This is a genomic window from Microbacterium sp. PMB16, from assembly GCF_051294855.1.
Taxonomy (GTDB): Bacteria; Actinomycetota; Actinomycetes; order Actinomycetales; family Microbacteriaceae; genus Microbacterium.
In genome coordinates this window covers 1,020,111-1,045,707 of record NZ_CP145908.1, presented here as the reverse complement: position 1 = coordinate 1,045,707, position 25,597 = coordinate 1,020,111, and the positions used below count along the sequence as shown (strand labels likewise).

Genomic DNA, 25,597 nt, shown 5'->3' with positions numbered 1-25,597 from the left:
AACTGTGCACGTGCACACATCTCGTCCGCAAAGGAGCGAATCCGAAATGCCCGCCGCCGCGCCCACCCGCATCTCCACCCTCTCCGAGGGGGAGGGTCTCGTCTACGGATGCGACTACAACCCGGAACAGTGGGATCGCAGCGTCTGGCCCGAAGACATCCGCCTGATGCGCGAGGCAGGCATCGGACTCGTGGCGATCAACATCTTCGGCTGGTCCACGATCAACCCGGGGGAGGGCCGCTGGGACTTCTCCGGACTCGACGAGATCATCGAGCTGCTGCACGCCGCCGGCATCCGCATCAACCTCGGTACCGGCACCGCATCCCCGCCGCCCTGGCTCACTGCGCAGCATCCGGAGATCCTCCCGCAAGGGCCCGACGGCACCGTCTTCCACCAGGGCGGACGCCAGGGCTACTGCCCGAGCAACCCGGTCTTCCGCGCGCATGCGGCTGAAGTGGTCCGACAGGTCGTCGCACGCTACGGATCTCATCCCGCGGTCGCCCTGTGGCACGTGTCGAACGAGCTCGGCTGCCACAACGCCCTCTGCTACTGCGCGGCCAGCACCCTGGCCTTCCGCGACTGGGCGCGCGAGCGCTACGCCGATGACATCGACGCCCTCAACCGCGCCTGGGGCACCAGCTTCTGGAGCCAGCGCTACGGCTCGTTCGACGAAGTGCAGGTTCCCGCGCAGGTGCTCTCGCTGCGCAACCCGGGTCAGGTGCTCGACTTCCAGCGGTTCAGCTCCGACGAGCAGCTCGCGCTGTACCGCGCCGAGGCCGGCATCATCCGCGCCGGAAGCGGGATCCCCGTGACCACGAACTTCATGGTCACCGCGCACATCCGCACCCTCGACTACTGGTCGTGGACCGCCGACATGGACCTCATCGCCAACGACCACTACCTCGACGGCCGTCTCGCGAACTCCCGGCAGGAGCTGTCGTTCGCCGCCGACCTGACCCGCGGCCTCGCGGCCGGCGACCCCTGGCTGCTCATGGAGACGTCGACGAGCGCCGTGAACTGGCAGCCGCACAACTTCGCCAAAGAGCCGGGGGAACTGCAGCGGAACGTGGCGTCGCACCTCGCCCGCGGCGCCGACGGCATCTGCTTCTTCCAGTGGCGCGCCTCGACCCAGGGTGCGGAGAAGTACCATTCGGCGTTGCTCCCGCACGCGGGCACCGACTCCGACGTCTGGCGCGAGTCCGTCGAGCTGGGGCGGATGCTCCAGGGCCTCGGCGAGATCGCCGGCACGCGTGTCGCCGCCGATGCGGCCGTGCTGTTCTCCTGGGAGAACTGGTGGGCCGTCGAGAACGAAGGCCGCCCGAGCGAAGACCTCCGCTACCTCGACCAGGTGCACGCCGCGCACACCGCGCTCGCGGATGCCGGGATCGTCGCCGACCTCGTACGTCCCGGCGCCGACCTCGACGGGTACCGGCTCATCGTCGTCCCGGCGCTCCACCTGGTGCGCGATGCGGAGGCCGCCGTGATCGCCCGTGCCGTCGAGCGCGGCGCGACCGTGCTCGTCACGTTCTACAGCGGCATCGTCGACGAGGAGGACCGCGTGCGCACCGGCGGCTATCCCGGCGCGTTCCGTGAGCTGCTCGGCATCCGCTCCGAAGAGTTCGCGCCGCTGGCCCCCGGGGAGCGCGTCTCGCTGTCGGACGGCACCGATGCATCCGTCTGGACCGAGCGCCTGCGCACGGACGGCGCCGAGGCCGTCGCGCTGTTCGCCGACGGTCCCTCTGTCGGACGCCCCGCGGTCACCCGCCACGCGCACGGTGCGGGCGAAGCCTGGTACCTCGCCACGCAGCCCTCGCCCGACGCCTATCGTGCCCTCGTCGCACGCCTCGCCGAGTCCGCCGGAATCGCCCCGCAACCCGGCGCCGGTCCCGACGTCGACATCGTCCGCCGGTTTGGTGAGCACGCGGCCTACCGCTTCGTCATCAACCACGGCAGCGCCCCGGTCGACATCGCCGCCGAGGGCTCCGAGCTGCTCACCGGTGTCACTGTCACCGGCGCCCTCACCGTCCCCGCCGGGGCGGTCCGCATCATCAAGGAGGATGTATGACCGGCACGCTCACGGCCGCGCCGACGACCGGCACCGCGCCGGGTCGACGTCGACCCCGGATCCCCCACAAGGGTGCCATCGCTTTCCTGTTCCTGCCGTTCGGCGTGCTGTTCGCCCTGTTCTACGTCGCGCCGATCGTCTACGCGTTCTGGCAGTCGCTGCTCGTCGTGCAGCGCGACGGCACGTTCGGCAAAGCGGAGCTGGTTTTCGGCGGCTTCACCCAGTACCTGCTCGTCTTCCAGGACTCGGCCTTCTGGGGCTCGATGGGTCGGATGCTGCTGTTCGGCGCCGTGCAGGTGCCGATCATGCTCGGGCTCGCGCTGCTGTTCGCCCTGCTGCTCGACTCGCCCCTGGTGAAGGGGAAGCGCTTCTTCCGCCTCGCGTTCTTCGTGCCCTACGCGGTGCCCGGCGTCATCGCGGCGATCATGTGGGGTTCGCTGTTCTCGCCGAACCTGTCGCCGTTCACCGCGCTGACCAAGAACATCGACTTCCTCGGGGCCGACCTCGTGCTGTGGTCGATCGCCAACGTCGTCACCTGGGTCTACGTCGGCTACAACATGCTCATCATCTACTCGTCGCTGCTGTCGATCCCGACCGAGCTCTACGAAGCGGCCCGTCTCGACGGTGCCGGACACTGGCGCATCGCCTGGTCGATCAAGATCCCCCTCGTGCGCCCGGCGATCGTCATGACCGCGATCTTCTCGATCATCGGCACGCTGCAACTGCTCGCCGAGCCCCAGGTCTTCCGTTCGTTCAGCTCCGCGGTCACCAGCACCTTCACCCCCAACATGACGGTCTACGCCACGGCATCCGTCCCGAACACGAACCTCGCCGCGGCCTTCTCGGTCGTCCTCGCCGTCACCACCTTCGTGCTGTCGTTCGGATTCATGAAGTACATGCAGCGCAAGGAGGAGAACGCATGACCACCGCGACGATCATCGGCGCTCGCCGGAGCACCGGGCGCGCAGCGCGCGAATCAGGACTCTCCCGCGGCGCCGCCATGCTGATCATGGCCGTCTTCACCGTCTACTTCCTGCTGCCGCTGTGGTGGCTGCTGGTCGCGGCGAGCAAGGACACCCGCGACATCCTCACCACGGCGCCGCTCTGGTTCGCCGAACCGAAGTTCCTCGACAACATCGTCGAGCTGTTCGCCTACCGCGACGGCATCTACCTGAAGTGGCTGATGAACTCGGTGCTATACGCGGCGCTCGGCGGCGCGATCGCCACGCTGCTTGCCGCGATGGCCGGATACGCGCTCGCGAAGTACCGCTTCCCCGGACGCAACGTGCTGTTCGACGTCGTGCTCGGCGGAGTGCTCGTCCCCGCGACCGCTCTCGCCCTCCCGCTGTTCCTCCTCTTCAGCCAGGCGCAGCTCACCAACACGTTCTGGTCGGTGTTCCTCCCCTCGATCGTGAGCCCGTTCGGCGTCTACCTCGCCCGCATCTTCGCGGCGTCGTCGGTGCCCGACGAACTGCTCGAGGCGAGTCGTCTGGACGGAGCCGGCGAGATCCGCACGTTCTTCACCGTCAGCATCCGTCTGATGACACCCGCTCTCGTGACGATGTTCCTCTTCCAGTTCGTCGCGATCTGGAACAACTTCTTCCTGCCGATGATCATGCTGCGCAGCGAAGAGCTCTTCCCCGTCGTCTACGGCCTCTACAACTGGAACAACCAGTTGAACCAGCTCCCCGAGCTCCGAGGTCTCGTCCTGATCGGCGCACTGCTGTCGGTCATCCCCCTCATCGTCACGTTCCTCCTGCTTCAGCGCTTCTGGCGCAACGGCCTGGGTGCCGGCGCCCTCAAGTGAGCAGGTCGCCGGGCGGACCGCCCGCCCGGCAATGCACCAATCGAGAAAGGCAAGAAATGCAGCATTCGAAGAAGAAGGCAGCCGCCGCGATCGCCCTGGCGGCGCTCGTGCTCACGGGATGCTCCGCGCCCAGCGCGGAAGCACCTGCCGGTGGCGACGCAGCCGCATGCACCCCGGCCGACGGCGACGTCACTCTCGAGTTCACCTCGTGGATCCCCGGGATCGAAGACGTCGTGAAGATCTGGAACGATGCCAACCCCGAGATCCAGGTGAAGGTGCAGACCGGACCCAACGGCAACGGCGGCACGTACCAGAACTTCTTCAACCAGATCCAGGCCGGCGACGCCCCCGACCTCGGTCAGATCGAGTACGACGCCCTGCCGAACTTCCTCGTGCAGGACGGCGTCGAAGACATCAGTGCCTGCGAAGACGTGGTCGCGGCCGAGGGCGACTTCGTCGACTGGGCGTGGGGCCAGGTCACGCTCGGCACCGACGGCGTCTACGGCGTGCCGCAGGACATCGGGCCCATGGCCCTGTTCTACCGCGCCGACCTGTTCGAGCAGAACAACATCCCGATCCCGACCACCTGGGACGAATACCGCGAGGCAGCGGTCAAGATCCGCGACCTGGGCGGCTACATCACCAACTTCTCGCAGTCCGACATCAACCAGTTCGCCGGGTTCGTCTGGCAGGACGGCGGACAGTGGTTCTCGAGTGACGACAAGGGCTGGACCGTCTCGCTCGACGACGACGCATCGATCTCCGTCGCCGACTACTGGCAGGGCCTGCTCGACGACGACCTCGTCTCCACGGTTCCCGCCTGGACCGACGAATGGAACAACGCGTACAACTCCGGCGACGTCTGGACCTGGAACTCCGCCGTCTGGGGTGCCAACTCGATCTCGAGCGGTGCCCCCGACACCGCCGGCAACTGGGCCGTCGCGCCGCTCCCGCAGTGGAGCGCCGATGGTGCCGTGGCCGGCAACTGGGGTGGTTCCTCGACCGCGGTCCTCAAGGGCAGCGAGCACGTCTACGAGGCGACCAAGTTCGCGCTGTGGCTCAACACCTCGGAGGAGGCGCTGACCGCGCTCGCCGAAGCCGCCAACCTGTACCCGGCCACGACCGACGGGCTGAAGCTGCCGGTGTTCGCCGACGGTGTCGACTTCTACGGCGGACAGAAGATCTACGACGTGTTCGCCGATGCGGCCACCCAGGTCTCGCCCGACTTCGTGTGGGGGCCGACCATGACGCAGACCTACGCCGACGTCTCGGATGGATTCAAGGGCGCCGTCAGCGGGAGCGGCACCCTCGCCGACGCGCTGAAGGATGCGCAGACCTCCACGATCGATGCGCTGAAGTCGGCGTCGATCCCGGTCACCGAGTAAGGGTTCGTCCCTGAGTGAAGCCCGCGGATGCTCCGGCATCCGCGGGCTTTCGCGTTCTCGGCATCCGGTCTCACCGTGCTAGACTGACTCTTTGTCTGCGCACACTCCTGTGCGCAGTTCGCGTGCCAGCCCGCAAGGGTGGCGTGCAGACAAGGGATCTTGGGTGGGGCCGTCCGGCCTCACGGTAGAGAAGGAGTCACCATCATGGCAGCAGTGTGCCAGGTGACCGGAGCTGTTCCCGGTTTCGGTCACAACGTTTCGCACTCGCACCGCCGGACGAAGCGCCGCTTCGACCCGAACGTGCAGAAGAAGACGTACTTCGTCGCGTCCCTCGGTCGTAAGATCACGCTCAACGTGTCCGCCAGGGGCATCAAGGTGATCGACGTCCGCGGTATCGAGAACGTCGTCAAGGACCTCCAGGCAAAGGGTGTGAAGCTCTAATGGCCAAGAAGGCTCAGGACGTACGTCCCATCATCAAGCTGCGTTCGACGGCAGGTACGGGCTACACGTACGTGACCAAGAAGAACCGCCGCAACACCCCCGACCGCCTCGTGCTCAAGAAGTACGACCCGGTAGTCCGCAAGCACGTCGAATTCCGAGAGGAGCGTTGATCAATGGCTAAGAAGAGCAAGATCGCTCGCAACGAGCAGCGCAAGGTCATCGTGGAGCGCTACGCCGAGCGTCGCGCCGAGCTGAAGAAGACCCTGGTCGACCCGAACGCGACCGACGAGGCCCGCGAGGCCGCACGCGTCGGACTGCAGAAGCTGCCGCGCAACGCGTCGCCGGCTCGCGTGCGTTCGCGCGACGTCATCGACGGCCGCCCCCGCGGTGTCCTCACGAAGTTCGGCATCTCGCGTGTCCGCTTCCGTGACATGGCACACCGTGGCGAGCTGCCCGGCGTGACCAAGTCCAGCTGGTAAGCATCCAGTAGTCGAAAGGGGCGAGGATCTTCGGATCCTCGCCCCTTTTGCGTGTGCGGTGGCGGTGGTGCGTGCGCAGCATCCCCTGTTTTCCGGAGGAGATCTGCGCTCGGGAGGGCGGATTTCAGAATTCGGCCCTCCCGAATGCAGATCTCCTCCCGAAGGGCGGCGGCCCGGCGCGCAGCGCCCCGGCATCAGACCACGGATGCTGTCGCGTGCGCCTCCGCCCAGGCGAGAGCCTCGTCGGCGATCTCCTCCCAGCCGTCCTGGCTGACGAGCCGGTGCGTGCGGCCGGCGTACTCCTTGCGCTCGACGATCGCGGGGCTGCCGGTCGAGCGGTACTTCTTCTCGATCGCGCGCACGATGGTCGGCGGCACGACGTGGTCGATCTCGCCGGCGATCAGCAGCAGCGGGGCCCGATCGGCGCGGGCGTAGTCGACGTGGGTGACACCACCCTTCTCGTTCAGTACCGAGGCGACCCCCTCGAAGAACACCCGGTTGTAGGAGTTCACGGCGTATTCCTCCCAGAGCAGGTCGGATGCTGCGCGGGGCAGGTCGTTGCCGAAGGTGAAGTGGAAGTGGCGCTTCGACAGCGGCTTGGCGCCGTTGCGGCCGAAGGGGTTGGAGAGGATCGGCGTGCCGGTCCAGAGGGTGGAGAGCGGGAGAGCGGTGACGCCGGCGGTCTGTCCGGGAGCGACGCCGACGTAGGCGACGCCCAATCCCCGGTCGGCGAGCATCTGGGTGATGACTCCGCCGAACGAGTGGCCCATGATGATCGGCTTCACCGGGAGGGCGCGGATGATGCGCTCGTAGTGGTCGGTGATCTGCTTCAGGCCGATGCCCTTGAGCGCGGCCGGATTGCGACGGATGTCTTCGACCGTGCGGTCGTCGATGCCGGGCCATCCGGGGACGATGACTTCGTGCCCCTTCGCGCGGAATCGCTCGGCCCACGTGTTCCAGCTCGTCGGCGTCATCCACAGGCCGTGGATCAGGACGATCGGGGTCTTCTCGGTGCTGTTCATGATTTCTTCTCCGGTTTCTGGCCCCGCCCTGTGCGGTTGCCGTACAGTGATAGTAGACCGAACGTTCTATCTACTGCAAGTACTTTCTGGAAATTGATGGAAGTCGCCATTCGGATGCGGCGGATCGGATGCGACGATGAGAGGAGAGACCATGAACACCACGACGAAGCGACCCAGCCCCGCCCGCGCGCGATTGCTCGATGCCGCCACGCGGCTCTTCTACGAGGAGGGCATCCATGCGGTCGGCGTGGACCGCGTCATCGAGGAAGCCGAGGTGACCCGTGCCACGCTGTACAAACAGTTCGGCGGCAAGGAGAACCTCGTGCTCGCCTACCTCTCCGGTGAGGACGAGATGCTGCGGGAGATGTTCGCCGCCGCCGCGGCATCCGGAGCCGAGCCGGCCGACCTCCTGGATCTGGTGATCGACGGAATCGCGGCCGACATCCGACAGCGCCACACGCGCGGCTGCCCGTTCATCAACGCGGCTGCCGAATATCCGGATGCCCGGGGTGCCGTGCGGCAGCTCATCGGAGAACACCGCGAGTGGTTCCGCTCGACCCTGCAGTCCGCCGCGGAGGCTGCGGGACTCGAACGCCCGGCCGATGTCGCGGCATCCCTCGTCCTGCTCCGCGACGCGGCACTCGTCGGAGGCTATCTCGACGGCGAGGCCCGGGTGTCGCCGGCCTTCGAGCGCACCGCCCGCGCGGTGGTCGACGGGCATCGGGCGCATTGAGCCCCTATTCTCGGGCGCACTGATCACCTTCCGGAGGAGATCTGCAGTACGCAGGACGGATGCCGCGGCGTGCGCCCTCCCGTGCGCGGATCTCCTCCGCAACGACGCCGCGGACCCCTGAAACCGGCTGAAACCTGTGACTGGAGTGACGAAAGTGGTGTGACACGCCCAGTAATTGCCCAAAACCCGCGAAATGACGCGGAAATGTGGGCGGTGATTGATACATTCGAGGCGGTCGCAAGACCAGGAGCATCCGCTCCGTACACCTACAACGATGCGACGGGATCTCGTCGCTGGAGGAGTGACATGGCTGACAAGTCCATCACCAAGACCGAGCTCGTCGCGAGCATCGCAAGCGCCACGGGTCAGAGCCAGGCCACCGTCTCCGGTGTCCTCGACGCGCTGTTCTCCACGGTCTCCGACGCTGTTGCCAAGGGCAGCAAGGTCTCGATCCCGGGCTGGATCTCGTTCGAGCAGGTCGACACCGCTGCACGCACCGGCCGCAACCCGCAGACCGGCGCCGAGATCAAGATCCCGGCCGGCAAGCGCGTCAAGGTGACCGCTGGTTCCAAGCTCAAGGCTGCCGTCAAGTAATTCGACGCACCTCACGAAGGCCGCTCCCTGTTCCAGGGGGCGGCCTTCTGCGTTGCCGCCTCGGTCCGCCCGCCCGGGTGAGCTCGGTCTGGAGGACGGATGCCGCGGCTTAGGCTGGAGGGGTGACTTCCCGCGCCGCGACGACGACCCGGTCCTCGGCGTATCGCGTCGCCGGGATCGCGATCCTCCTCATCGCCTCGGGGATCGCCATCGTGCTGGCACTGCTCGTCGGCGGGGGCGCGAAGGCCCCCCTGCTGCAAGATCCGGGAGCCCTCGTGCTCTGGGGCACGCCCATCGCGAAGATGGTCATGAATCTCGCTGGGGCCGCGATGCTCGGCTCCCTCGTGCTGGCGCTGTTCGCGCTGAAGGCCGGCGAGCGGCCGTTCGACTCGGCGCTCAACATCGCCTCCGTGGGGGCGGCCGTCTTCACCGTCGCATCCGGTCTCGCCGGATTCTTCGCGTTCATGGCGGCGTTCAGTCCGAAGCTCAGCCTCGAGCGGGAGTTCGGCGCCCAGCTCGGCCGTTTCCTGCTGGAGCTTCCGATCGGCCAGTCCTGGCTCATCACCACCATCTTCGGCGCGGTGATCACGGTGCTCGCCTTCGCCTGGCGCACCTGGACTCCGACGCTCATCACGGCCGGGCTCGCCGCAGCATCCTTCCTCCCTCTGGCCACGCAGGGTCACGCGGGCGATCTCGCCGGCCACAACATCGCCGTGAACTCGATCCTGCTGCACACGATCGGCGCGGCCGTCTGGCTGGGCGGGCTGCTGCTCCTCGTGCTGTTGCGCGGCCGCGGCGACGTCGACATGCCGCGGCTGGTGGCCCGCTACTCGACCCTCGCGATCGCGGCCTTCGCGGTCGTCGCGTTGTCGGGTGTCACCCGCTCGATCGTCGCCGTCGGAACCTGGGATGCGCTGTGGACCACCCCCTACGGCGCGATCGTGCTCGCCAAGGTCGTACTGCTCGTCGGCATGGGCGCGCTCGGCGCCTGGTACCGCACGCGCCTCATCCCGAAGCTCGAGGGCGCACGCGCGACCCGCTGGTTCTGGATGCTCGTGCTCGGCGAGGTCGCGCTCATGGGTCTCGCATCCGGCGCTGCCGCCGCTCTCGCCCGCACGCCTCCGCCGACCGGCGAGAGTGTGACCTTCGCGCAGACGCCTGCACAGATCCTGACCGGCACCACCCTCCCGCCGGAGTTCACGCTCGACCGCTGGTTCTCGGCGTGGAGCTTCGATGTGCTCTGGCTCGTCGCCGTCGGATTCGGCCTCCTCTTCTACCTCGTCGGCGTCGCCCGCCTGCATCGTCGGGGCGATCGCTGGCCGATCCACCGCACCGTGTTCTGGGTGCTCGGCATGCTGATGCTGTTCTGGGTCACGAGCGGCCCGATCAACGCGTACCAGGAGTACCTGTTCAGCGTGCACATGATGGGGCACATGATGCTCTCCATGGCGATCCCGCTGCTGCTCGTCTCGGGTGCGCCGATCACGCTCGCGCTGCGCGCCATCCATAAGCGCGACGATGGCACGCGCGGCGGCCGCGAGTGGATCATGTGGGCCGTGCACTCGCCGTTCGCCCGCGTGGTGACGCATCCGTTCGTGGCGGCGGCGATCTTCATCCTGTCGCTCTGGGCGTTCTACTTCACCGATCTGGTGCGCTGGTCGATGTACGAGCACCTGGGCCACGAGTGGATGGTCATCCATTTCCTGCTCTCGGGCTACCTGTTCGTGATGAGCCTGATCGGCGTCGACCCGGTTCCTTATCGGCTTCCGTATCCCGGCCGTCTCATCACCCTGATCGCGATCATGGCGATGCACGCGTTCTTCGGCATCGCGATCATGATGCAGGAGGGGCTCATGGTCGCCGACTGGTTCGGCGCGATGGGTCGAACGTGGGGGCCGTCGCCGCTCGAGGATCAGTACATCGGCGGGGGCATCGCCTGGTCGATCGGCGAGATCCCGACCCTCATCCTGGCGATCACGGTCGCCATCCAGTGGAGCAGGGACGACACCAAGCTGCAGCGCCGGAGCGACCGCAACGCCGATCGCACGGGCGATGCCGAGCTGGAGGAGTACAACGCCAAGCTCGCCGCTCTCGCCGAGCGCGACCTGCGCGCCGCCGAGCGAGAGAGCCGCCAGCGCGAGAGCCGCTAGGGCCCGTTCAGTCCTCGGCGGGTTCCCCGGGAGACCCCACCCTGATGGATGCCGAGCCGTCGGGCAGGATGCGGATCGTGCCGTTCACCTGGAACGGGACGTCCTCCGAGACCGGCTCGACCGACCCGTCGAACAGCGACTGGATCTCCACCTCGACGTGAGCGACGGCATCCGCCGCCGGGATCTGCCAGTATCCGCCGTCCGGGGCGACGGCGACATCCGGCTGCTTCGCGATCGACCACTTCGGCGGCGAAGTGATGCGGTTCACCACCTGGAGGCCGAAGGGGCAGGCGGTCGGCTGCAGGACCTCCTGGGTCGTGCACTCGGTGAGGAACTCCTCGACCCGCTTCTGCACGACGTCCACGAACTCGTCGGTCGGCTCCGTCTGGAGATCGAGCGGTGTGATCGCGAGCGGAGTGTCGGCGAGCACGCCGGTGCCGGACGACTCCGCGATGGGGGTGTCGACGGTGACCGAGTACAGCCCGGGTGTGAACACGAGGAGGGGCAGCGGGTCGAGTGGGGCGGCGGTGGCTCCCGCGGCCGAGACCTGTCGCCGGTCGACCTCGAAACCGTTGACCGCGAACTGGTCCGCACCTCGCACGGTGAGGTCGACGACGGCCAGGGGACTCTTGGTGAAGCGCCAGTTCGGCGTCACGCCCGCCCAGCCGTCCTGCTCGACGAGGAAGGTGCTGGTGCCTGCGTGCCCGCCCGCCTCGTAGCTCACGGTGACGGCGATCTTGCCGTCTGCGGGCTTCTCCGACTCGATGTGCACGTCGGTCAAGGGGGAGAGGGCGTCGTGGCGCAGCATGGCCTCGGATGCCGCGATGTCGATGCCGGCCTCGTCGAGGGTCTCCCGGTCGACGGCGACGCCCGGAACACGCAGCGCGTCGGCCGCGCGGCCGGACGAGAGCAGGTCGAGGTAGCGCGAGACGAACGCGGAGGGGCCGTAGAACTGCTGGTAGAGCGTCAGACCACCGGCTCCGAGGGCCGCGACGAGCAGGACGCCGACGACGGCGAGCATCGCCAGATCGGCACCGAGACGGGCGCGCCGTGGCACCTTCGTCTCCACCTGCTGCATGGCGTCAGTCTAGAAGGGCGTCCTGAGACGACGCCGAGCGTCGCCGATCGTGGACGGACGCCGGGACGTAGCATGGGTGAGCGCCCGTGTCCGACCGCTGCCCCCTGTGAGAATCGTGTCCCTTCCCGCCCTGTCCGAAGAGCAGCAAGAGCTGTTCCGGCTCATCGAGGACACCGGCGAGCACGTCTTCATCACCGGCCGCGCCGGTACCGGGAAGTCGACGCTGCTGCAGCATTTCGCGTGGAACACGAAGAAGCAGATCGCGATCTGTGCGCCGACCGGTGTCGCCGCGCTGAACGTGGAAGGTCAGACGATCCATTCGCTCTTCCGCCTGCCGATCGGTCTCATCGGTGATGCCGACATCGATCAGAACGATGCGACCCGCCGCATCCTGAACTCGATCGAGACGCTGGTGATCGACGAGATCTCGATGGTGAACGCCGATCTGATGGATGCGATCGACCGGTCGCTGCGTCAGGCGCGCGGCCGGCGCGGGGAGCCGTTCGGCGGCGTGCAGGTGGTCATGTTCGGTGATCCCTACCAGCTGGCGCCGGTGCCGCCGCGGGGCGATGAGGCCCGGTACGTGCAGGATCACTACCGCTCGTTCTGGTTCTTCGACGCGAAGGTGTGGGCGGGTCCGTGGACCGGCTCGGGAACCAGGGCCGAGGCCCACGGCTACGGCTCGTCCGATCAGGCCGGACTGTTCGAGGTCGACACCAGGGCCGAACTGCACGTGCGCGAACTCGTCAACATCCACCGGCAGTCCGACGACGGCTTCAAGGCGATGCTCAACGCCGTGCGATACGGCCGTGTCACCGCCGAGATCGCGGGCGTGCTGAACTCGCAGGGCGCCCGCACGCCCCCGGATCCGGAGCCCGGCGAAGTGCCGATGATCACGCTCGCGACCCGCAACGACATCGTCAACAAGATCAACAGCCAGCACCTGAACGCCCTGCCCGGCAAGGAGCAGACGGCGAGGGCCGAGGTCAGCGGCGACTTCGGTCGCGGCGAGGCATCTCTGCCCGCCGAGTCCGAGTTGAAGCTCAAGGTCGGTGCGCAGGTGATGTTCCTGCGCAACGACACCTCGATGGCGGGGGAGCCGCCGCGCTGGGTGAACGGCACGATCGGCACCGTGATCCGCATCCTCGGCAGCGCGGTGCGCGTCGACATCGACGGCGAGGAGGTCGACGTCGAACCCGCGGTCTGGGAACGGTTCCGCTACGCGTATGACCAGAGCACGAAGAAGCTGTCCCGCGACGTCGTCGCGGAGTTCACGCAGTTCCCGCTGCGCCTCGCGTGGGCGGTCACCATCCACAAGTCGCAGGGCAAGACCTACGAGCGCGCGATCATCGACCTGGGCTCCGGGGCATTCGCTCCCGGCCAGACCTACGTGGCGCTCAGCCGGCTGACATCGCTGGAGGGGCTGTACCTGTCGCGTGCGCTCCGCCCGACCGACATCCGCGTGGATGAGGATGTACGGCGCTTCATGAGGGAGGCGTGGCTCGCGAAGTCAACGCCGGAACTCCCGACGGCCTGAGCCACGACACGCGCAGCGACCCTCGCGGTTCCTGAGCGAGCGCAGCGACCCTCGCGGTTCCTGAGCGAGCGCAGCGACCCTCGCGGTTCCTGAGCGAGCGCAGCGAGACGAAGGATCACGCGGCGGTGCGTGCCCGATCGAGGTCTTCGAAGAGCTCGGTGTTGAAGCGGTAAGCGAGGAGCACCTCGGCGATCACGCGCTCGCGCTCGGCGTCGTCCCACGGCGCGGCATCGAGCTGCTCGCGGTAGACGTCCTTGAACGCCGACGGGTCGGCGATGTCGTCGAACAGGTAGAAGCCGATGCCGTTGGTCTCGAAACCGAAGCGGCGGGCCATCACGCGGCCGATGAAGATGCCTCCGGAGAGGTCGCCGAGGTAGCGCGTGTAGTGGTGCGCGACGAAGCCGCCGGCCCAGGTCGCCCCGACCTGTCGGATGCGCTCGACGTAACGCTGTGTGGTGGGGAGCGGCGTGATCCGCTCCCGCCAGTCGGCGCCGAGGAGGAACTCCAGGTCGGCCTCGAGGGCGGGCAGTCGCGTGAGCTTGTCGCTGAGGAAGACGGATGCCACCGGGTCCTGCCGCATCCGCTCGCCTGCTCCTTCGAGGGCGTCGTAGATGAAGTAGTGCTGCGCGACCAGTGAGATGTAGTCCTCGCGCGAGCCCTCGCCCTTCATCAGGTCGGACATGAAGCCGGCGCCCTCGCTGCGGGAGTGCGAGCCGGAGGAGCGCTCGCGCAGGGCTGCGGAGAAGGAGAGGATCTCGGACATGAGATCAGTGTAAGGCTTACCTAACCTTGTGCGAAAGCCGGATGTCGCAGGTCACGCGTGCGGTCGCGGTTCGATTCCGAGCCGGGCGCAGGCCGCGTCGTACACGGCGACGACCTCACGGCGCACGGCGGGCCGGTCGGAGATGGGGCCGCCGGGCCACGAGACCCGCAGCTCGGTCGCCGCTCCGTCGCGGGTGACCTCCCATACGCCGGCGTCGCCGTCGAACCCGGTCATCACGGCATCCGTGATCTCGGCATCCGCGGGCTCGGCGAAGGCGCGCGCGATGAGGAGGTTGTCGTCCGTGTGGTCGCCGTTCATGTGTCGGAGGACTGCGGTGATCACGTCGGCATCGAAGATGTGGGGCACTCTCACACCCTACGGCTGTGCATCCAGCGCACGCACAGTGCCGACTTTCAGCATCCGCGTTCTAGACTCGGGAGACACGTCTTCGGGGGTTCTTTCCATGCAACTTCTCTCGTCGCGCCGGTGGCGCGCCGCAGCGGCCGGTGCGGCGCTTCTCGGTCTCGTCCTCACCGGCTGTGCCGGCGAGGACACTTTCACGTACACGCCACCCGCCCAGGTCGACGGCGCGCTGCCGGATGACACGGTCGCGGCGATGCAGGCTGCCGTCGACAACGCCCTGGTCTCGTCCGGCGCTTCCGGCGCCATCGTGGGCGTGTGGGTGCCGTGGAGCGGGAGCTGGGTGACCGGTGTCGGCACCCAGGATCGTGAGGGCGGAGAGGTCGACACCGACATGTCGTTCCGCATCGCGGACGTGACCCGACTGATGACGTGCGACGTGCTGTATGCGCTCGCCGACGAGGGCACGGTCAAGCTCGACGCCAAGATCCCGAAGTACGTCTCGGGTGTCGCCGACATGAAGGACGTCACGCTCCTCGACCTGTGCAACGGCACCAGTGGCGCCGGGTCCTCCGAGGCAACGGTCAAAGCTGCCTGGCTGAACACGCCGGAGCGCGTCTGGGCGCCGCTCGAGCTCGCGGGCTTCGGCCTGGGCCGCGACCGCGTGCCTGCCCACACGACGTTCCGGGATTCGGACTCGGGCTACCTCCTCCTCGGTCTCGCGCTGGAGCGCGCCAGCGGGATGACGGCATCCGAGCTGATCGCCGAGTACGTCACCGAGCCGCTCGATCTGACCGGGACCTCGCTGCCCGGCTCTGCCCCGGCCGCTCCGTCCGACGGACCCGTGCTGAAGGGGCATCATCTGAACGCGGTCGAGGGCGGGTACAACTGCGCCGCCCCGGTCGACATCACCAAACTCTCCGCCAGTTCCGGCTTCACCGACTCCGGGGTGGTCTCGACGATCTCCGATCTGGGGCGCTACGCGCAGGCCGAGGCCAAGCAGGTGCTCCGCACCAAGGACACCCCGGATCGCTTCGGCGCCCCGCTCCCGGTGAGCGCAAAGTCGCCGTCCTGGTATCAGGCGACCGGTGGCGGGTACCTCGTCGGATCGCTGGTCGGCCAGCAGGGCTGGACCCCCGGCTACGCGACGGCGGCGTACTCCGACCCCGAGACCGGCTTCACGGTGGCCGTCGTCCTGAACGACTCCACCCTCGGTGCTTCCTTCGCCCAGCGACTCTCCTGGGAGCTCGCGGCGATCGCGTCGAAGGCTCCGGCAGCATCGGGCGAGACGGTCCCCGAGTTCGGGCTGCCCTTCACGGCTGAGGAGTACCACGACTCGATCACCAAGTCCGCGATCGCCTGCGTGGCCCCGCCCGTGGAGTGACCTCCACCGTTCGAACAGCCCGAGAGGGGCGACGATGGCGATCATCGACAACGCGATCTACGTCGACGGTCGTCGCACGGAGAATCCGCAGAGCCTGAGCGAGACGTTCGAGCGCATGCGCGAGCGCGGCGGGATGAGCTGGATCGGGCTGTACCGTCCGAGCGAGGCCGAGATCCGCGAGGTCGCGGAGGAGTTCGGCATCCATGCCCTCGTGGTGGAAGACGCGCTCGCCGGTCATCAGCGGTCGAAGCTCGAGCGCTACGGCGATGTGCTGTTCATGGTGCTGCGGCCCGCGCGCTATCTCGACGACGTCGAGGAGGTGGAGTTCGGCGAGGTGCACGTGCTCGTCGGCCCCGACTTCGTCGTCACCATCCGGCATGCCGAGTCGCCAGACCTCGGCCGCGTGCGGCGTCGGCTCGAGGGCGATGCGGACCTGCTCCGGCATGGACCGGAGGCGGTGCTGTACGCCATCCTCGACGAGGTCGTCGACGAGTACACCCCCGTGCTCGCCGGCCTCGAGAACGACATCGACGAGATCGAGAGCCAGCTGTTCGAGGAAGACGTGGATGCCACACAGCGCATCTACGACCTCGGCCGGGAGGTCATCGACTTCCAGCGGGCGACCCAACCGCTGTCGGGGATGCTGGAGGCGCTGCTGCGCGGGTCCGACAAGTACCGCGTGAGCGAGGAGCTGCAGAAGTACCTGCGCGACGTCCTCGACCACACGCTGCGGGTGTCCGACCGGGCGACCACCTTTCGCACCGTGCTGGACAACGCGCTGACCGTCGAGTCCACGATCGTGGCGCGTCGGCAGAACGAGGAGATGCGTCGGATGACGGAGCTCAGCATCCGCCAGAACGACGAGGTCAAGAAGATCTCCGGATGGGCCGCGATCCTGTTCGCCCCGACGCTCGTCGGCACCGTCTACGGCATGAACTTCGACCACATGCCCGAGCTGCACTGGGTGCTCGGGTACCCGATGGCGATCGGCCTCATGATCGTGATGGGCGTCGGCCTGTACGCCGTGTTCAAGCGCAAGGGCTGGCTGTAGCGGTGAGCCCTCGGCGGCGGTGCTGTCGGGCTCCCGTTCGGAAGGCGGAAAACTTGAATGAAGGACGGATGCTGCGACAGCACCCTTCATTCAGGGATCTCTCCTTCGTTCCGTGAGGGGTGAGACGAGGATGAGCGAGGTCGTGAGAGAAGACGAGTCCGAGCCGTCGTTCGAAGAGCTCGTGGCCCCGTTGCGCCGCGAGCTCACGGTGCACGCCTACCGCCTGCTCGGCAGCACCACTGAGGCAGAAGACGCCGTGCAGGAGGCACTGATCGCCGCGTGGCGCGGGCTCGACGGCCTCCGTGATCGGACGGCGCTCCGGGCCTGGCTCTACCGGATCACGACGAACGCGGCCCTGCGCGTGGCCGAGAAGCGCGGACCCCGGCTGCTGTCGTGGGATGCGGAGTCGGCCCGGCGTCCTGACGGTGGAATCGGAGAGCCGCTTCCCGGCCCATGGGTCGCGCCGTTCCAAGACCCGGACCCCGTTGCTGCGGCCCTGCGCCGCGAGCACATCGAGCTCGCCTGGATCGCGGCTCTGCAGCAGCTCCCGGCGCTCCAGCGGGCGGCGATCGTGCTCAAGGAGGCGCTGGCCTACTCCGCCGCCGAGATCGCCGAGCTGCTGGAGACGACACCGCCCGCCGTCCACAGCGCACTGCAGCGCGCCAGGGAGACCCTTCGACGTTCGGACGGACAGGTGACCACGGCGCCGACCCCCGACGACCGTGCCGCCGCGGCGGCGTTCGCCACCGCCTTCACCGCGGGTGACGTCGCGGCTATCCGCTCCCTGCTGGCCGACGACGTGCGCTTCACGATGCCTCCGCTGCCGGCCTGGTTCGACGGCCGGGCCGACGTTCTGGCGTTCCTCTCCGACCGTGTGCTCGCGACACCGTGGAGAGTCACGGACCTGGGCCTGGTGAACGGCCACCCCGCCCTGCTCGGCTACCAGCAGCACGACGGTTCCTACCGGAAGGGTGCGGTCATGGTGCTGCACATCGAGGGCGGCATGGTGCGCTGGCTCGCGACGTTCATCGACCCGGGGCTGGTCGACGGGTGGCCGGTTCCGGACGAATCCGGCATCCACCGATGAATTCGATCGCGGGTGCGTCTCCTACCCGATGACGGAAGTTCTCATCACCGGAAGGAGCGCATCATGCGCACGCTCATCGTCAACAACATCGTGTCCCTCGACGGCTTCATCGCTGCGGCCGACGGCAACCCGCTCGTCCTGCAGATGGACGGCTCCTTCGATCGTGCCAACCTCGAGAGCATCGAGTCAGCCGCGGTCGTGCTGCTGGGGCGCGACTCCTTCGACGGGTTCAGCAGCTATTGGCCGTCGGTCGCCGACGCCCCAGCGCCGTCTGATCCGGACAGCCCGGAAGGGCGCGCGCTCGACGAGGTCAATCGGGCCATCAGTCGCGCGTTCAACCGGCTTCCCAAGGTCGTCGTGAGCGACCGGGGGGCGATCGATCCGGCGAACGCCTGGCACGACAGCACCACGGTGATCTCCCGCGACGCTGTCGCCGGGTGGGTGCGCGAGGCGAAGGAGATGGGCGACGGCGCGATCGTCGTCTTCGCCAGTCCGGTGCTCTGGAACGTCCTCCTCGCGGAGGGCCTGGTCGATGAGTTCCACCTCATGATCAGTCCGAACACCCTCGGCTCGGGGATACCCGCGTTCACGACGCCGGCGCAGCTCGAACTGCACGAGACCCGCTCGTTCGATGACTCGTCCAACGTGCAGCTCCGCTACGCCGTGCGGTGACCTGCCCGTGCGGCGGGCCCTGCTGATGTCCGCCGCGCGGGGGATGCCGACGGCATCCGTCGTACGTATCGTGAATGCCATGTTGATCGTCGAGGAACTGCACCTGCTGCTGACACGGTCGGACGGGCGGGTCGAGAGTGCGGCGAGCGTGCACCGTCTGTTCGGAGCGATCGGGGCGGTCATCGCCGACCTCGCGCTGCATGGGCGGGTCATCGTGACCGCGGAGAAGAACGCGGCCGTCCAGGTGGTCTCCACCGAGCCGACGGGCAATCCCGTGCTCGACGCCACGCTCGTCCGCCTGACGCCGTTGACCGGCAAGCGGCTGCAGTCGCTGCTGATGCGCTCGAAGCTCGACCCGCTCGAGCAGGTCGTCGACTCGCTCGTCGCGCAGCGCGTGCTCGTGCGCGGAGAGCGCGGCTTCTTCGGATGGGGCGCGCAGCGCACGCCGGAGTCCGACCCCGGACCGGAGATGCTGCTGCGCTCGCGTCTCACCGCCGTGCTCGCGGGTTCCGCCGCCCCGACGGAGGCTGATCTGACGCTGCTCGCGATCCTGCAGGGCATGAATGCGGCGCATTCGATCCTGCGCAACGAGGCGGGCGGGGCATCCGCCGGTCAGCTGAAGAAGCGGATCGAGCAGCTGGCCGCGGGCTCCGCAGCGGGCGACGCCGTCGCGAAGGCGGTGAACACGGCGGTCGCCGCCGCCCTGATGGCGGCCATGACGCCGGTCATCGTGGCGACGACTACGGGCTGATCCCTTCTGCGGGCCCTCCGGAGGCGGATCGCCTTTAGGCGCCGATCGCCGCCGGAGCGACCGGGGCGATCACGATCTTCCCGGTCGCATGTCCGGCGATCGATCGTTCGTACGCGATACGAGCGTCTTCGAGCGGATGCACCGAGTCGATCGGCAGTTCGATGCTCCCGTCGGCGAGCAGCCGCGCGATCGCAGCGAGCTCGTCGACACCGGCGCTCGCCCCGCCGACGCCCCGGACGGAATGCCGGGCGCGGGCCTCGTAGTCGGCGACGGTGTTGATGCGATCCGTCGGCACACTCAGCGACAGCGCGAGGTCGACCGTGCCGTGCCCGACCGTGTCGAGGACAGCGGTCAGCCCGGCGGGAGCCGCTGCGCGGACGGCATCGGCGAGACCGTCGCCGTAGGCGAGAGGGCGGATGCCGAGTCGGCGCAGCAGCGCGTGGTTGCGTGGGCTGGCCGTGCCGAGGACGCGCGCGCCGCGCAGGACGCAGAGCTGGGCGGTGAGGATGCCGACGCCGCCGGCGGCTCCGCCCACCAGCACGACGTCGTCTGCGCCGATGTCCTGTGACTCGACGCTCGCCATCGCCGTGCGCCCGACGACGTTGAGCGCGCCGGCCACGACGAGAGGAAGCCCGTCGGGCACCCGGACGAGCTGGGTGGGATCGATCACGAGGTGGTCGGCCTGCGCGTGATACCGGAGGCCGCCGAACACCCGGTCGCCGATCGCCCAGCCCGTCACCTCATCGCCGAGACCCTCGATCACGCCCGAGAAGTCGTAGCCGTTCCCCGAGGGCAGGTGTCGCTCGTAGGGGTCGTGCATCGGCTGGCCGCTGAAGAGCTTCCAGTCCACGGGGTTCACGCCCGCCGCCGCCACGCGGACGAGGACCTCGCCAGGTGCCGGGACGGGAACGGGCCGGTGCTCGATCTCGAGCACCTCGGGACCGCCGAACCGGTGGAACACGACGCGTCGAGATACGGCATCCGTCGATCCGGGGGTCATGGGTTCAGCCTACGAGCCGGCTGATACTCAGGTCGCGCTGCATCCCGTTCTGTCAGCATGATTCACTCCACCCTCTCCTCTCCGCCCAGCACCTCGAACAGGCGCGGGGCCCACCGCGCCTGCCTGCTCGGTGGGCCCCGCGTATCGCGGCGTCAGGCCGCGACGGAGTGCGTCGACGTCCGCGCGGATGACCGCGGCTTCCTCATCGCGATGCCCGTCACCACGGCTCCGACGAAGGCGAGGATCGCGGCGCCGAGGAAGGCGGCCGAGTACCCCTGGGTCAGTTCCGCGCGGGACGGATCCGTGCCCGAGATGCCGTAGACGATGGCAGTGAGGGCGGCGAGGCCGAGTGCGGATCCGATCTGGTAGCTCGTGCTCACCAGCCCCGAAGCCACACCCGTCTCCGCCGGGGGCGCCGCGTTGATGGCGGTGCCGAGTGAGGGCACGAACGCCAGCGACATGCCGAGCGCCGCGACGAGCGATGCGGGCAGGACATCGACCGCGTAGGTGCCGTCGGGGCGGACGAACGCGAGCCAGGCGAGTCCGAGCGCCAGGAGCAGAAGGCCGCTGACGATCAGGGACTTGGCGCCGAATCGCGCCTGGAGTCGCGGTGCCAGCGCGACCATGACGAGGACGACCAGTCCGGTCATCGGGAGCAGTGCGGCTCCGGCGGCGAATGCGCTCGCGCCGAGCACCTGCTGCAGGTAGAGGTTCAGGAAGAACCACATCGAGACCCAGGCGGCGCCGAGCATGAGCTGGGCGCCGTTCGCGGCGCCGAGCATCGGCATGCGCAGCAGGCCCAGCCGAAGCAGCGGGTTCCGACTGCGCGCTTGGATGAGGAAGAAGATCACCAGCAGCACGGTGCCGCCGGTCAGGAGCCCGAGGGTGGACCAGGTGAGCCAGCCCACCTCGGGTGCGTTGACCACGGCGTAGACGACGGCGGCGAGTCCGGCGGTCGCGGTGAGGGCGCCGCCGATGTCGATCGACCCTGCCGCCTTCCGAACCGTGCGAGGCAGCGCGGTCGCGGTGAAGGCGAGGACGAACAGGGCGATCGGGACCGTGACGTAGAACACCCACGGCCAGCTCACGTACTCGGTGAGGACCCCGCCGAGGAAGACGCCGGCGGTGCCGCCGATCGGTGCGGCAGCGCCGTACACGGCGAACGCCTTCGGAAGGCCGGACGTGCCGCCGAAGAGCATCATGAGCAGGGTCAGGGCCGCGGGGGCGATCAGTGCGGACCCGGCGCCCTGGATGGCGCGACCGGTGATCTCGAGCCCGACGTTACCGGCGGCTCCGGCGAGGATCGATCCGGCGATCAAGATGATCCAGCCGAGCACGAAGATCTTGCGGGCGCCGAAGACGTCGGCGAGGCGACCGCCGAGCAGGAGCAGTCCGCCGAACGCGACCACGTAGGCGTTGAACACCCAGGACAGCGATTCCGGAGTGAAGCCGAGCTCCCGTTGGATGTCGGGAAGAGCGACCCCGATGATCGAGGTATCCATGATGACGACGAACTGCGCCGTGGCGATCAGCACGAGGCCGAGCCAGCGCTTCGCGGGAGATATGGGTGGGTGGGACATGCGATTCCTCCTGGTGTTCCGGACTGTCCGGCGAGTGGCAGCCTATACCCCCAGGGGGTATTGCGGACGAAGTAGCGGAATACCCAGGTGGGGTATATGGTTGAGCCAAGTACCCGGTAGGGGTATCGAACGGAAAGAGGATGACATGACGACGAACGAGTACCAGGTGACGGGCATGACCTGCGGACACTGCGAGATGTCGGTGCGCGAAGAGGTCGGTCAGATCCCGGGCGTCGAAGACATCCAGGTGAGCGCCCAGACCGGGTTCCTCGCCGTGACGGGAGCCGCCGACATCGACGACGCGCAGGTGCTCGCCGCTGTCGAGGAAGCGGGCTATTCGGCGGTGCGGGCCTCATGAAGACCGGCGCGCGGCTGACCCTCTTCGGAGTGGGACTGGCGGTGGCCTTCGGCGGTGCGTTCGGCATCGCCGCAGCCGTGGCGCCGGATGACATCGTGGCGGCATCCGAGAAGGGGAGCGAGATGAACGGGCATGGAGAAGGACACGAGACGGAGTCGACCTCGGCAGCGCCGGCGTTGGCCGGCGCGCTGAAAGGGCTCGCGATCAGCATCGACGGCTACGTGCTCTCGCCGGTCCAAGCGCCGGCTGTCGTCGGTGAAGAAGGCACGCTGAGCTTCCAGATCCAGGATGCCGAGGGCGAGCCCGTGACCGAGTACACGACCGCGCACGCCAAGGATCTGCATCTGATCGTGGCGCGCTCCGATGGGAGCCGCTTCCAGCACGTGCATCCGGTGCTCGACGAGTCCACCGGCACGTGGTCGCTGCCATGGGCGTGGACGGATGCCGGAACCTATCGGGTCTTCGCCGACTTCACCCCGGCAGACGGTGAGGGCATCACACTCTCGCGCATCGTCCAGGTGGCGGGCGACTTCACGCCTGTCGCGACGGAGGCGAGCAAGGTCGACGAGGTCGACGGCTTCACCGTCTCGCTCGACGGCGACGTCGTCGCAGGGTCGGCCAGTGAACTGACGATCACGATCTCACGCGACGGTGAGCCCGTCACGGAGCTCGAACCCTACCTGGGCGCTTTCGGCCACCTCGTCGCGCTGCGCGAGGGCGATCTCGCCTTCCTGCACGTGCACGCCGAGGGCGACGAGCCGAAGGCCGGCGACACCGCCGGCCCCGAGATCGTCTTCTTCGCCGAGGCCCCGACCGCGGGCCGCTACCTGCTGTACCTGGACTTCCAGGTCGACGGCGTGGTGCGCACGGCCGAGTTCGTCGTCGACGCCGCGCACGGAGGTCACTGATGAGCACCTCGGCGCCCCAGGCGGCGGCATCCGGAGTCGAGCTGGAGATCGGCGGGATGACCTGCGCCTCCTGCGCGATGCGGATCGAGAAGAAGCTCAACAAGCTCGACGGCGTCACGGCCACCGTGAACTACGCGACCGAGAAGGCGAAGGTGATGGTGCCGGAGGGATACGACCCCGCCGCGCTGATCGCCGAGGTCGAGAAGACCGGATACACCGCGGTGATGCCAGCGCCGAAGGGGGAGAAGCCCGCCACGACCGGCGACGACGCTGATCCGGAGCTGCGCTCGCTGCGCCACCGGCTGATCGGCTCGATCGTGCTGACGATCCCAGTCATCGCGATGGCGATGATCCCCGCGCTGCAGTTCACCTACTGGCAGTGGGCGTCTCTGGCGCTCGCCGCGCCGGTGATCGTGTGGGCCGCGTGGCCGTTCCACCGGGCTGCGTGGATGAACCTCCGGCATGGCGCCGCCACGATGGACACGCTCATCTCGATGGGCACGTCGGCCGCGTTCCTCTGGTCGCTGTACGCGCTGTTCTTCGGCACGGCCGGGACTCCGGGGATGACGCATCCGTTCGAGTTCGCACTCGCTCCGTCCGACGGCGCCGCGAACATCTACCTCGAGGTCGGCGCGGGCGTGACGATGTTCATCCTGGCCGGCCGGTACTTCGAGAAGCGTTCGAAGAAGCAGGCGGGGGCCGCGCTGCGTGCTCTGCTCGAGCTCGGCGCGAAAGAGGTGTCGGTCGTGCGCGACGGTGCTAATGGAAAGACCGTCGAAGGCAAGATCCCCGTCGAGGACCTGCGCGTCGGTGACGAGTTCATCGTGCGTCCGGGGGAGAAGATCGCGACAGACGGCACCGTGGTGTCGGGCACGTCGGCGGTCGACGCCTCGATGCTGACGGGGGAGTCGGTGCCGGTCAAAGTCGCGTCGGGGGATGCGGTGACAGGCGCCACCACGAACGTCGGTGGTCGGCTGATAGTGCGGGCGACGCGCATCGGATCAGACACGCAGCTGGCGCAGATGGCGCAGCTCGTCGAAGACGCACAGACCGGCAAGGCCGAGGTGCAGCGTCTGGCCGACCGGATCTCGGGTGTCTTCGTGCCCATCGTGATCGTCATCGCGGTCGCGGCGCTCGGCGGGTGGCTGGGCGCGGGGTTCCCGGTCGCGGCCGCCTTCACCGCCGCCGTCGCGGTGCTCGTGATCGCGTGCCCGTGTGCCCTGGGGCTCGCGACGCCCACCGCTCTGCTGGTCGGCACCGGTCGTGGTGCGCAGATGGGCATCCTCATCAAGGGCCCTGAGGTGCTGGAGTCCACCCGCAAGGTCGACACGGTCGTGCTCGACAAGACCGGAACGGTCACCTCGGGGAAGATGACGCTGGTCGACGCCGTCGTGGAGCCGGGCACTGATCGAGCCGAGCTGCTGCGCCTGGCCGGGGCGCTGGAAGACGCCTCCGAGCACCCCATCGCACAGGCGATCGCCAAGGCCGCGACCCAGGAGGTCGGTGTACTGCCTGTCGTCGACGGCTTCACGAACATCGAGGGCAAGGGCGTGCAGGGCGTCGTCGACGGTCACGCGGTGCTGGTGGGGCGCGAGTCGCTGCTGGCCGAGTGGTCGATCCGACTCAGTCCCGAGATCGCACGGGCGAAGGCGGATGCCGAGGGCGAGGGCAAGACGGTCGTCGCGGTGGGCTGGGATGGTGCCGCCCGCGGCATCCTGATCGTCGCAGACACGGTCAAGCCGACCAGCGCCGAGGCGATCGCCCAGCTGAAGGCGATCGGTCTGACCCCGGTCCTGCTCACCGGAGACAACGAGGCGGTCGCGCGGCAGATCGCCGCCGAGGTCGGGATCGACGAGGTCACCGCCGAGGTGCTTCCCGCCGACAAGGTCGACGTCGTCCGCCGCCTTCAGGAGGAGGGCAAGGTCGTCGCGATGGTCGGTGACGGCGTCAACGATGCTCCCGCCCTCGCGCAGGCCGACCTCGGGCTCGCGATGGGCACCGGCGCGGATGTCGCGATCGAAGCATCCGACATCACCCTGGTGCGTGGCGATCTGCGCAGCGCCGTCGACGCGATCCGGTTGTCCCGCAAGACGCTCGGAACGATCAAGACGAACCTGTTCTGGGCGTTCGCGTACAACGTCGCGGCCATCCCGGTCGCGGCACTCGGGATGCTGAACCCCATGCTCGCGGGCGCGGCGATGGCGCTGTCGAGCGTCTTCGTGGTCGGGAACAGCCTGAGGCTGCGCGGGTTCAAAAGCGTCGCGCGGGGCTGACCGGACGCAAAGCTCGCAGAACGTCGCGAAACTCGCAGGATCCGCCTGAGTTCTCTGCGAGTTTCGCGTCGTTCTGCGAAATCCTGCTCGCGGTCTGCCGCAGTCGTGTGGGACGCGGG

25 protein-coding genes are annotated in these 25,597 nt (G+C 68.2%); 19 read left to right on the top strand and 6 right to left on the bottom strand.

The features are described from left to right. The first annotated feature begins 46 nt into the window (after positions 1-46). The 7 genes from V5D55_RS05025 to rpsN all read left to right on the top strand — a co-directional run bounded on the left by V5D55_RS05025 (position 47) and on the right by rpsN (position 6,177). The gene (locus V5D55_RS05025; protein WP_435748279.1) at positions 47-2,065 is read left to right on the top strand and encodes a beta-galactosidase; all 2,019 of its coding nucleotides are present in this window, start codon (positions 47-49) and stop codon (positions 2,063-2,065) included. Continuing rightward, complete coding sequence (locus V5D55_RS05020) at positions 2,062-2,988, top strand: carbohydrate ABC transporter permease (RefSeq protein WP_435748278.1); 927 nt, start codon at positions 2,062-2,064, stop codon at positions 2,986-2,988. Before V5D55_RS05025 ends, V5D55_RS05020 begins: the two co-directional genes overlap by 4 nt. After that, positions 2,985-3,872, top strand: coding sequence for a carbohydrate ABC transporter permease (locus V5D55_RS05015; RefSeq protein WP_435748277.1), 888 nt, complete (start codon positions 2,985-2,987; stop codon positions 3,870-3,872). The genes V5D55_RS05020 and V5D55_RS05015 overlap by 4 nt, the downstream gene beginning before the upstream one ends. Before the next feature lie 56 nt (positions 3,873-3,928). Further along, a complete protein-coding gene (locus V5D55_RS05010) occupies positions 3,929-5,257 on the top strand; it encodes an ABC transporter substrate-binding protein (RefSeq protein WP_435748276.1) in 1,329 nt (442 codons plus the stop codon). Positions 5,258-5,461: 204 nt separating this feature from the next. Next, complete coding sequence (rpmB, locus tag V5D55_RS05005; protein ID WP_435748275.1) at positions 5,462-5,698, top strand: 50S ribosomal protein L28; 237 nt, start codon at positions 5,462-5,464, stop codon at positions 5,696-5,698. Continuing rightward, on the top strand, positions 5,698-5,868 hold the full coding sequence (rpmG, locus tag V5D55_RS05000; RefSeq protein ID WP_046014935.1) for a 50S ribosomal protein L33: 171 nt from the start codon (positions 5,698-5,700) through the stop codon (positions 5,866-5,868). Before rpmB ends, rpmG begins: the two co-directional genes overlap by 1 nt. Before the next feature lie 3 nt (positions 5,869-5,871). Then, positions 5,872-6,177, top strand: coding sequence for a 30S ribosomal protein S14 (gene rpsN / locus V5D55_RS04995; RefSeq protein ID WP_017829734.1), 306 nt, complete (start codon positions 5,872-5,874; stop codon positions 6,175-6,177). A 194-nt stretch (positions 6,178-6,371) separates the two neighbouring features. Here rpsN and V5D55_RS04990 read toward each other — a convergent pair whose 3' ends face one another. After that, on the bottom strand, positions 6,372-7,199 hold the full coding sequence (locus V5D55_RS04990) for an alpha/beta hydrolase (protein ID WP_435748274.1): 828 nt from the start codon (positions 7,197-7,199) through the stop codon (positions 6,372-6,374). 151 nt (positions 7,200-7,350) lie between these two features. On the opposite strand from V5D55_RS04990, the gene V5D55_RS04985 reads away from it, so the two are divergent. The 3 genes from V5D55_RS04985 (at position 7,351) to V5D55_RS04975 (ending at position 10,676) form a co-directional block, all read left to right on the top strand. Next, positions 7,351-7,932, top strand: coding sequence for a TetR/AcrR family transcriptional regulator (locus tag V5D55_RS04985; RefSeq protein WP_435748272.1), 582 nt, complete (start codon positions 7,351-7,353; stop codon positions 7,930-7,932). A gap of 306 nt (positions 7,933-8,238) precedes the next feature. Beyond that, positions 8,239-8,526, top strand: coding sequence for an HU family DNA-binding protein (locus V5D55_RS04980; protein WP_247624225.1), 288 nt, complete (start codon positions 8,239-8,241; stop codon positions 8,524-8,526). 122 nt (positions 8,527-8,648) lie between these two features. Further along, positions 8,649-10,676, top strand: a complete 2,028-nt coding sequence (locus tag V5D55_RS04975; RefSeq protein ID WP_435748271.1) for a cytochrome c oxidase assembly protein — start codon at positions 8,649-8,651, stop codon at positions 10,674-10,676. Between the two features lie 7 nt (positions 10,677-10,683). Here the strand turns inward: V5D55_RS04975 and V5D55_RS04970 are convergent, their stop codons facing one another. After that, the gene (locus V5D55_RS04970) at positions 10,684-11,754 is read right to left on the bottom strand and encodes a hypothetical protein (RefSeq protein ID WP_435748270.1); all 1,071 of its coding nucleotides are present in this window, start codon (positions 11,752-11,754) and stop codon (positions 10,684-10,686) included. Between the two features lie 115 nt (positions 11,755-11,869). Here V5D55_RS04970 and V5D55_RS04965 point away from each other — a divergent pair, with 115 nt between their 5' ends. Continuing rightward, positions 11,870-13,291: an ATP-dependent DNA helicase gene (locus V5D55_RS04965; protein ID WP_435748268.1), complete on the top strand. Its 1,422-nt coding sequence runs from the start codon at positions 11,870-11,872 to the stop codon at positions 13,289-13,291. 115 nt (positions 13,292-13,406) lie between these two features. Here the strand turns inward: V5D55_RS04965 and V5D55_RS04960 are convergent, their stop codons facing one another. Next, positions 13,407-14,054 carry a heme oxygenase (biliverdin-producing) gene (locus V5D55_RS04960; protein ID WP_435748267.1) on the bottom strand — a complete coding sequence of 216 codons (648 nt, stop codon included), beginning with the start codon at positions 14,052-14,054 and terminating at the stop codon, positions 13,407-13,409. A 51-nt stretch (positions 14,055-14,105) separates the two neighbouring features. Continuing rightward, entirely contained in the window at positions 14,106-14,420 is a 315-nt protein-coding gene (locus V5D55_RS04955) for a DUF2470 domain-containing protein (protein ID WP_435748266.1), read from the bottom strand. Between the two features lie 97 nt (positions 14,421-14,517). On the opposite strand from V5D55_RS04955, the gene V5D55_RS04950 reads away from it, so the two are divergent. The 5 genes from V5D55_RS04950 to V5D55_RS04930 all read left to right on the top strand — a co-directional run bounded on the left by V5D55_RS04950 (position 14,518) and on the right by V5D55_RS04930 (position 19,359). Further along, complete coding sequence (locus V5D55_RS04950; protein WP_435748265.1) at positions 14,518-15,798, top strand: serine hydrolase domain-containing protein; 1,281 nt, start codon at positions 14,518-14,520, stop codon at positions 15,796-15,798. Positions 15,799-15,832: 34 nt separating this feature from the next. Further along, positions 15,833-16,849, top strand: a complete 1,017-nt coding sequence (gene corA / locus V5D55_RS04945) for a magnesium/cobalt transporter CorA (protein ID WP_435748264.1) — start codon at positions 15,833-15,835, stop codon at positions 16,847-16,849. Positions 16,850-16,979: 130 nt separating this feature from the next. Continuing rightward, positions 16,980-17,936, top strand: a complete 957-nt coding sequence (locus V5D55_RS04940; protein ID WP_435748263.1) for an RNA polymerase subunit sigma-70 — start codon at positions 16,980-16,982, stop codon at positions 17,934-17,936. Between the two features lie 63 nt (positions 17,937-17,999). Continuing rightward, entirely contained in the window at positions 18,000-18,608 is a 609-nt protein-coding gene (locus V5D55_RS04935) for a dihydrofolate reductase family protein (protein ID WP_435748262.1), read from the top strand. A gap of 79 nt (positions 18,609-18,687) precedes the next feature. After that, a complete protein-coding gene (locus V5D55_RS04930) occupies positions 18,688-19,359 on the top strand; it encodes a GOLPH3/VPS74 family protein (RefSeq protein ID WP_435748261.1) in 672 nt (223 codons plus the stop codon). Between the two features lie 34 nt (positions 19,360-19,393). Here V5D55_RS04930 and V5D55_RS04925 read toward each other — a convergent pair whose 3' ends face one another. Beyond that, positions 19,394-20,359: an NADP-dependent oxidoreductase gene (locus tag V5D55_RS04925; protein WP_435748260.1), complete on the bottom strand. Its 966-nt coding sequence runs from the start codon at positions 20,357-20,359 to the stop codon at positions 19,394-19,396. Between the two features lie 152 nt (positions 20,360-20,511). After that, complete coding sequence (locus V5D55_RS04920; RefSeq protein WP_435748258.1) at positions 20,512-21,939, bottom strand: MFS transporter; 1,428 nt, start codon at positions 21,937-21,939, stop codon at positions 20,512-20,514. 145 nt (positions 21,940-22,084) lie between these two features. Between V5D55_RS04920 and V5D55_RS04915 the strand changes: the two genes are divergently transcribed. The 3 genes from V5D55_RS04915 to V5D55_RS04905 are packed head-to-tail and all read left to right on the top strand — an operon-like array spanning position 22,085 to position 25,478. Beyond that, on the top strand, positions 22,085-22,297 hold the full coding sequence (locus tag V5D55_RS04915) for a heavy-metal-associated domain-containing protein (protein WP_435748256.1): 213 nt from the start codon (positions 22,085-22,087) through the stop codon (positions 22,295-22,297). Then, the gene (locus V5D55_RS04910; protein ID WP_435748254.1) at positions 22,294-23,205 is read left to right on the top strand and encodes a hypothetical protein; all 912 of its coding nucleotides are present in this window, start codon (positions 22,294-22,296) and stop codon (positions 23,203-23,205) included. The genes V5D55_RS04915 and V5D55_RS04910 overlap by 4 nt, the downstream gene beginning before the upstream one ends. Further along, positions 23,205-25,478: a heavy metal translocating P-type ATPase gene (locus V5D55_RS04905; protein WP_435748252.1), complete on the top strand. Its 2,274-nt coding sequence runs from the start codon at positions 23,205-23,207 to the stop codon at positions 25,476-25,478. The genes V5D55_RS04910 and V5D55_RS04905 overlap by 1 nt, the downstream gene beginning before the upstream one ends. Positions 25,479-25,597: the final 119 nt, after the last annotated feature.

Bases quoted from the DNA above. Each gene is read 5' to 3' on its own strand.
- V5D55_RS05025 (WP_435748279.1), top strand. From the start codon at position 47: ATGCCCGCCGCCGCGCCCACCCGCATCTCCACCCTCTCCGAGGGGGAG.
- V5D55_RS05020 (WP_435748278.1), top strand. From the start codon at position 2,062: ATGACCGGCACGCTCACGGCCGCGCCGACGACCGGCACCGCGCCGGGT.
- V5D55_RS05015 (WP_435748277.1), top strand. From the start codon at position 2,985: ATGACCACCGCGACGATCATCGGCGCTCGCCGGAGCACCGGGCGCGCA.
- V5D55_RS05010 (WP_435748276.1), top strand. From the start codon at position 3,929: ATGCAGCATTCGAAGAAGAAGGCAGCCGCCGCGATCGCCCTGGCGGCG.
- rpmB (WP_435748275.1), top strand. From the start codon at position 5,462: ATGGCAGCAGTGTGCCAGGTGACCGGAGCTGTTCCCGGTTTCGGTCAC.
- rpmG (WP_046014935.1), top strand. From the start codon at position 5,698: ATGGCCAAGAAGGCTCAGGACGTACGTCCCATCATCAAGCTGCGTTCG.
- rpsN (WP_017829734.1), top strand. From the start codon at position 5,872: ATGGCTAAGAAGAGCAAGATCGCTCGCAACGAGCAGCGCAAGGTCATC.
- V5D55_RS04990 (WP_435748274.1), bottom strand. From the start codon at position 7,199: ATGAACAGCACCGAGAAGACCCCGATCGTCCTGATCCACGGCCTGTGG.
- V5D55_RS04985 (WP_435748272.1), top strand. From the start codon at position 7,351: ATGAACACCACGACGAAGCGACCCAGCCCCGCCCGCGCGCGATTGCTC.
- V5D55_RS04980 (WP_247624225.1), top strand. From the start codon at position 8,239: ATGGCTGACAAGTCCATCACCAAGACCGAGCTCGTCGCGAGCATCGCA.
- V5D55_RS04970 (WP_435748270.1), bottom strand. From the start codon at position 11,754: ATGCAGCAGGTGGAGACGAAGGTGCCACGGCGCGCCCGTCTCGGTGCC.
- V5D55_RS04960 (WP_435748267.1), bottom strand. From the start codon at position 14,054: ATGTCCGAGATCCTCTCCTTCTCCGCAGCCCTGCGCGAGCGCTCCTCC.
- V5D55_RS04950 (WP_435748265.1), top strand. From the start codon at position 14,518: ATGCAACTTCTCTCGTCGCGCCGGTGGCGCGCCGCAGCGGCCGGTGCG.
- corA (WP_435748264.1), top strand. From the start codon at position 15,833: ATGGCGATCATCGACAACGCGATCTACGTCGACGGTCGTCGCACGGAG.
- V5D55_RS04940 (WP_435748263.1), top strand. From the start codon at position 16,980: ATGAGCGAGGTCGTGAGAGAAGACGAGTCCGAGCCGTCGTTCGAAGAG.
- V5D55_RS04935 (WP_435748262.1), top strand. From the start codon at position 18,000: ATGCGCACGCTCATCGTCAACAACATCGTGTCCCTCGACGGCTTCATC.
- V5D55_RS04930 (WP_435748261.1), top strand. From the start codon at position 18,688: ATGTTGATCGTCGAGGAACTGCACCTGCTGCTGACACGGTCGGACGGG.
- V5D55_RS04925 (WP_435748260.1), bottom strand. From the start codon at position 20,359: ATGACCCCCGGATCGACGGATGCCGTATCTCGACGCGTCGTGTTCCAC.
- V5D55_RS04920 (WP_435748258.1), bottom strand. From the start codon at position 21,939: ATGTCCCACCCACCCATATCTCCCGCGAAGCGCTGGCTCGGCCTCGTG.
- V5D55_RS04915 (WP_435748256.1), top strand. From the start codon at position 22,085: ATGACGACGAACGAGTACCAGGTGACGGGCATGACCTGCGGACACTGC.
- V5D55_RS04910 (WP_435748254.1), top strand. From the start codon at position 22,294: ATGAAGACCGGCGCGCGGCTGACCCTCTTCGGAGTGGGACTGGCGGTG.
- V5D55_RS04905 (WP_435748252.1), top strand. From the start codon at position 23,205: ATGAGCACCTCGGCGCCCCAGGCGGCGGCATCCGGAGTCGAGCTGGAG.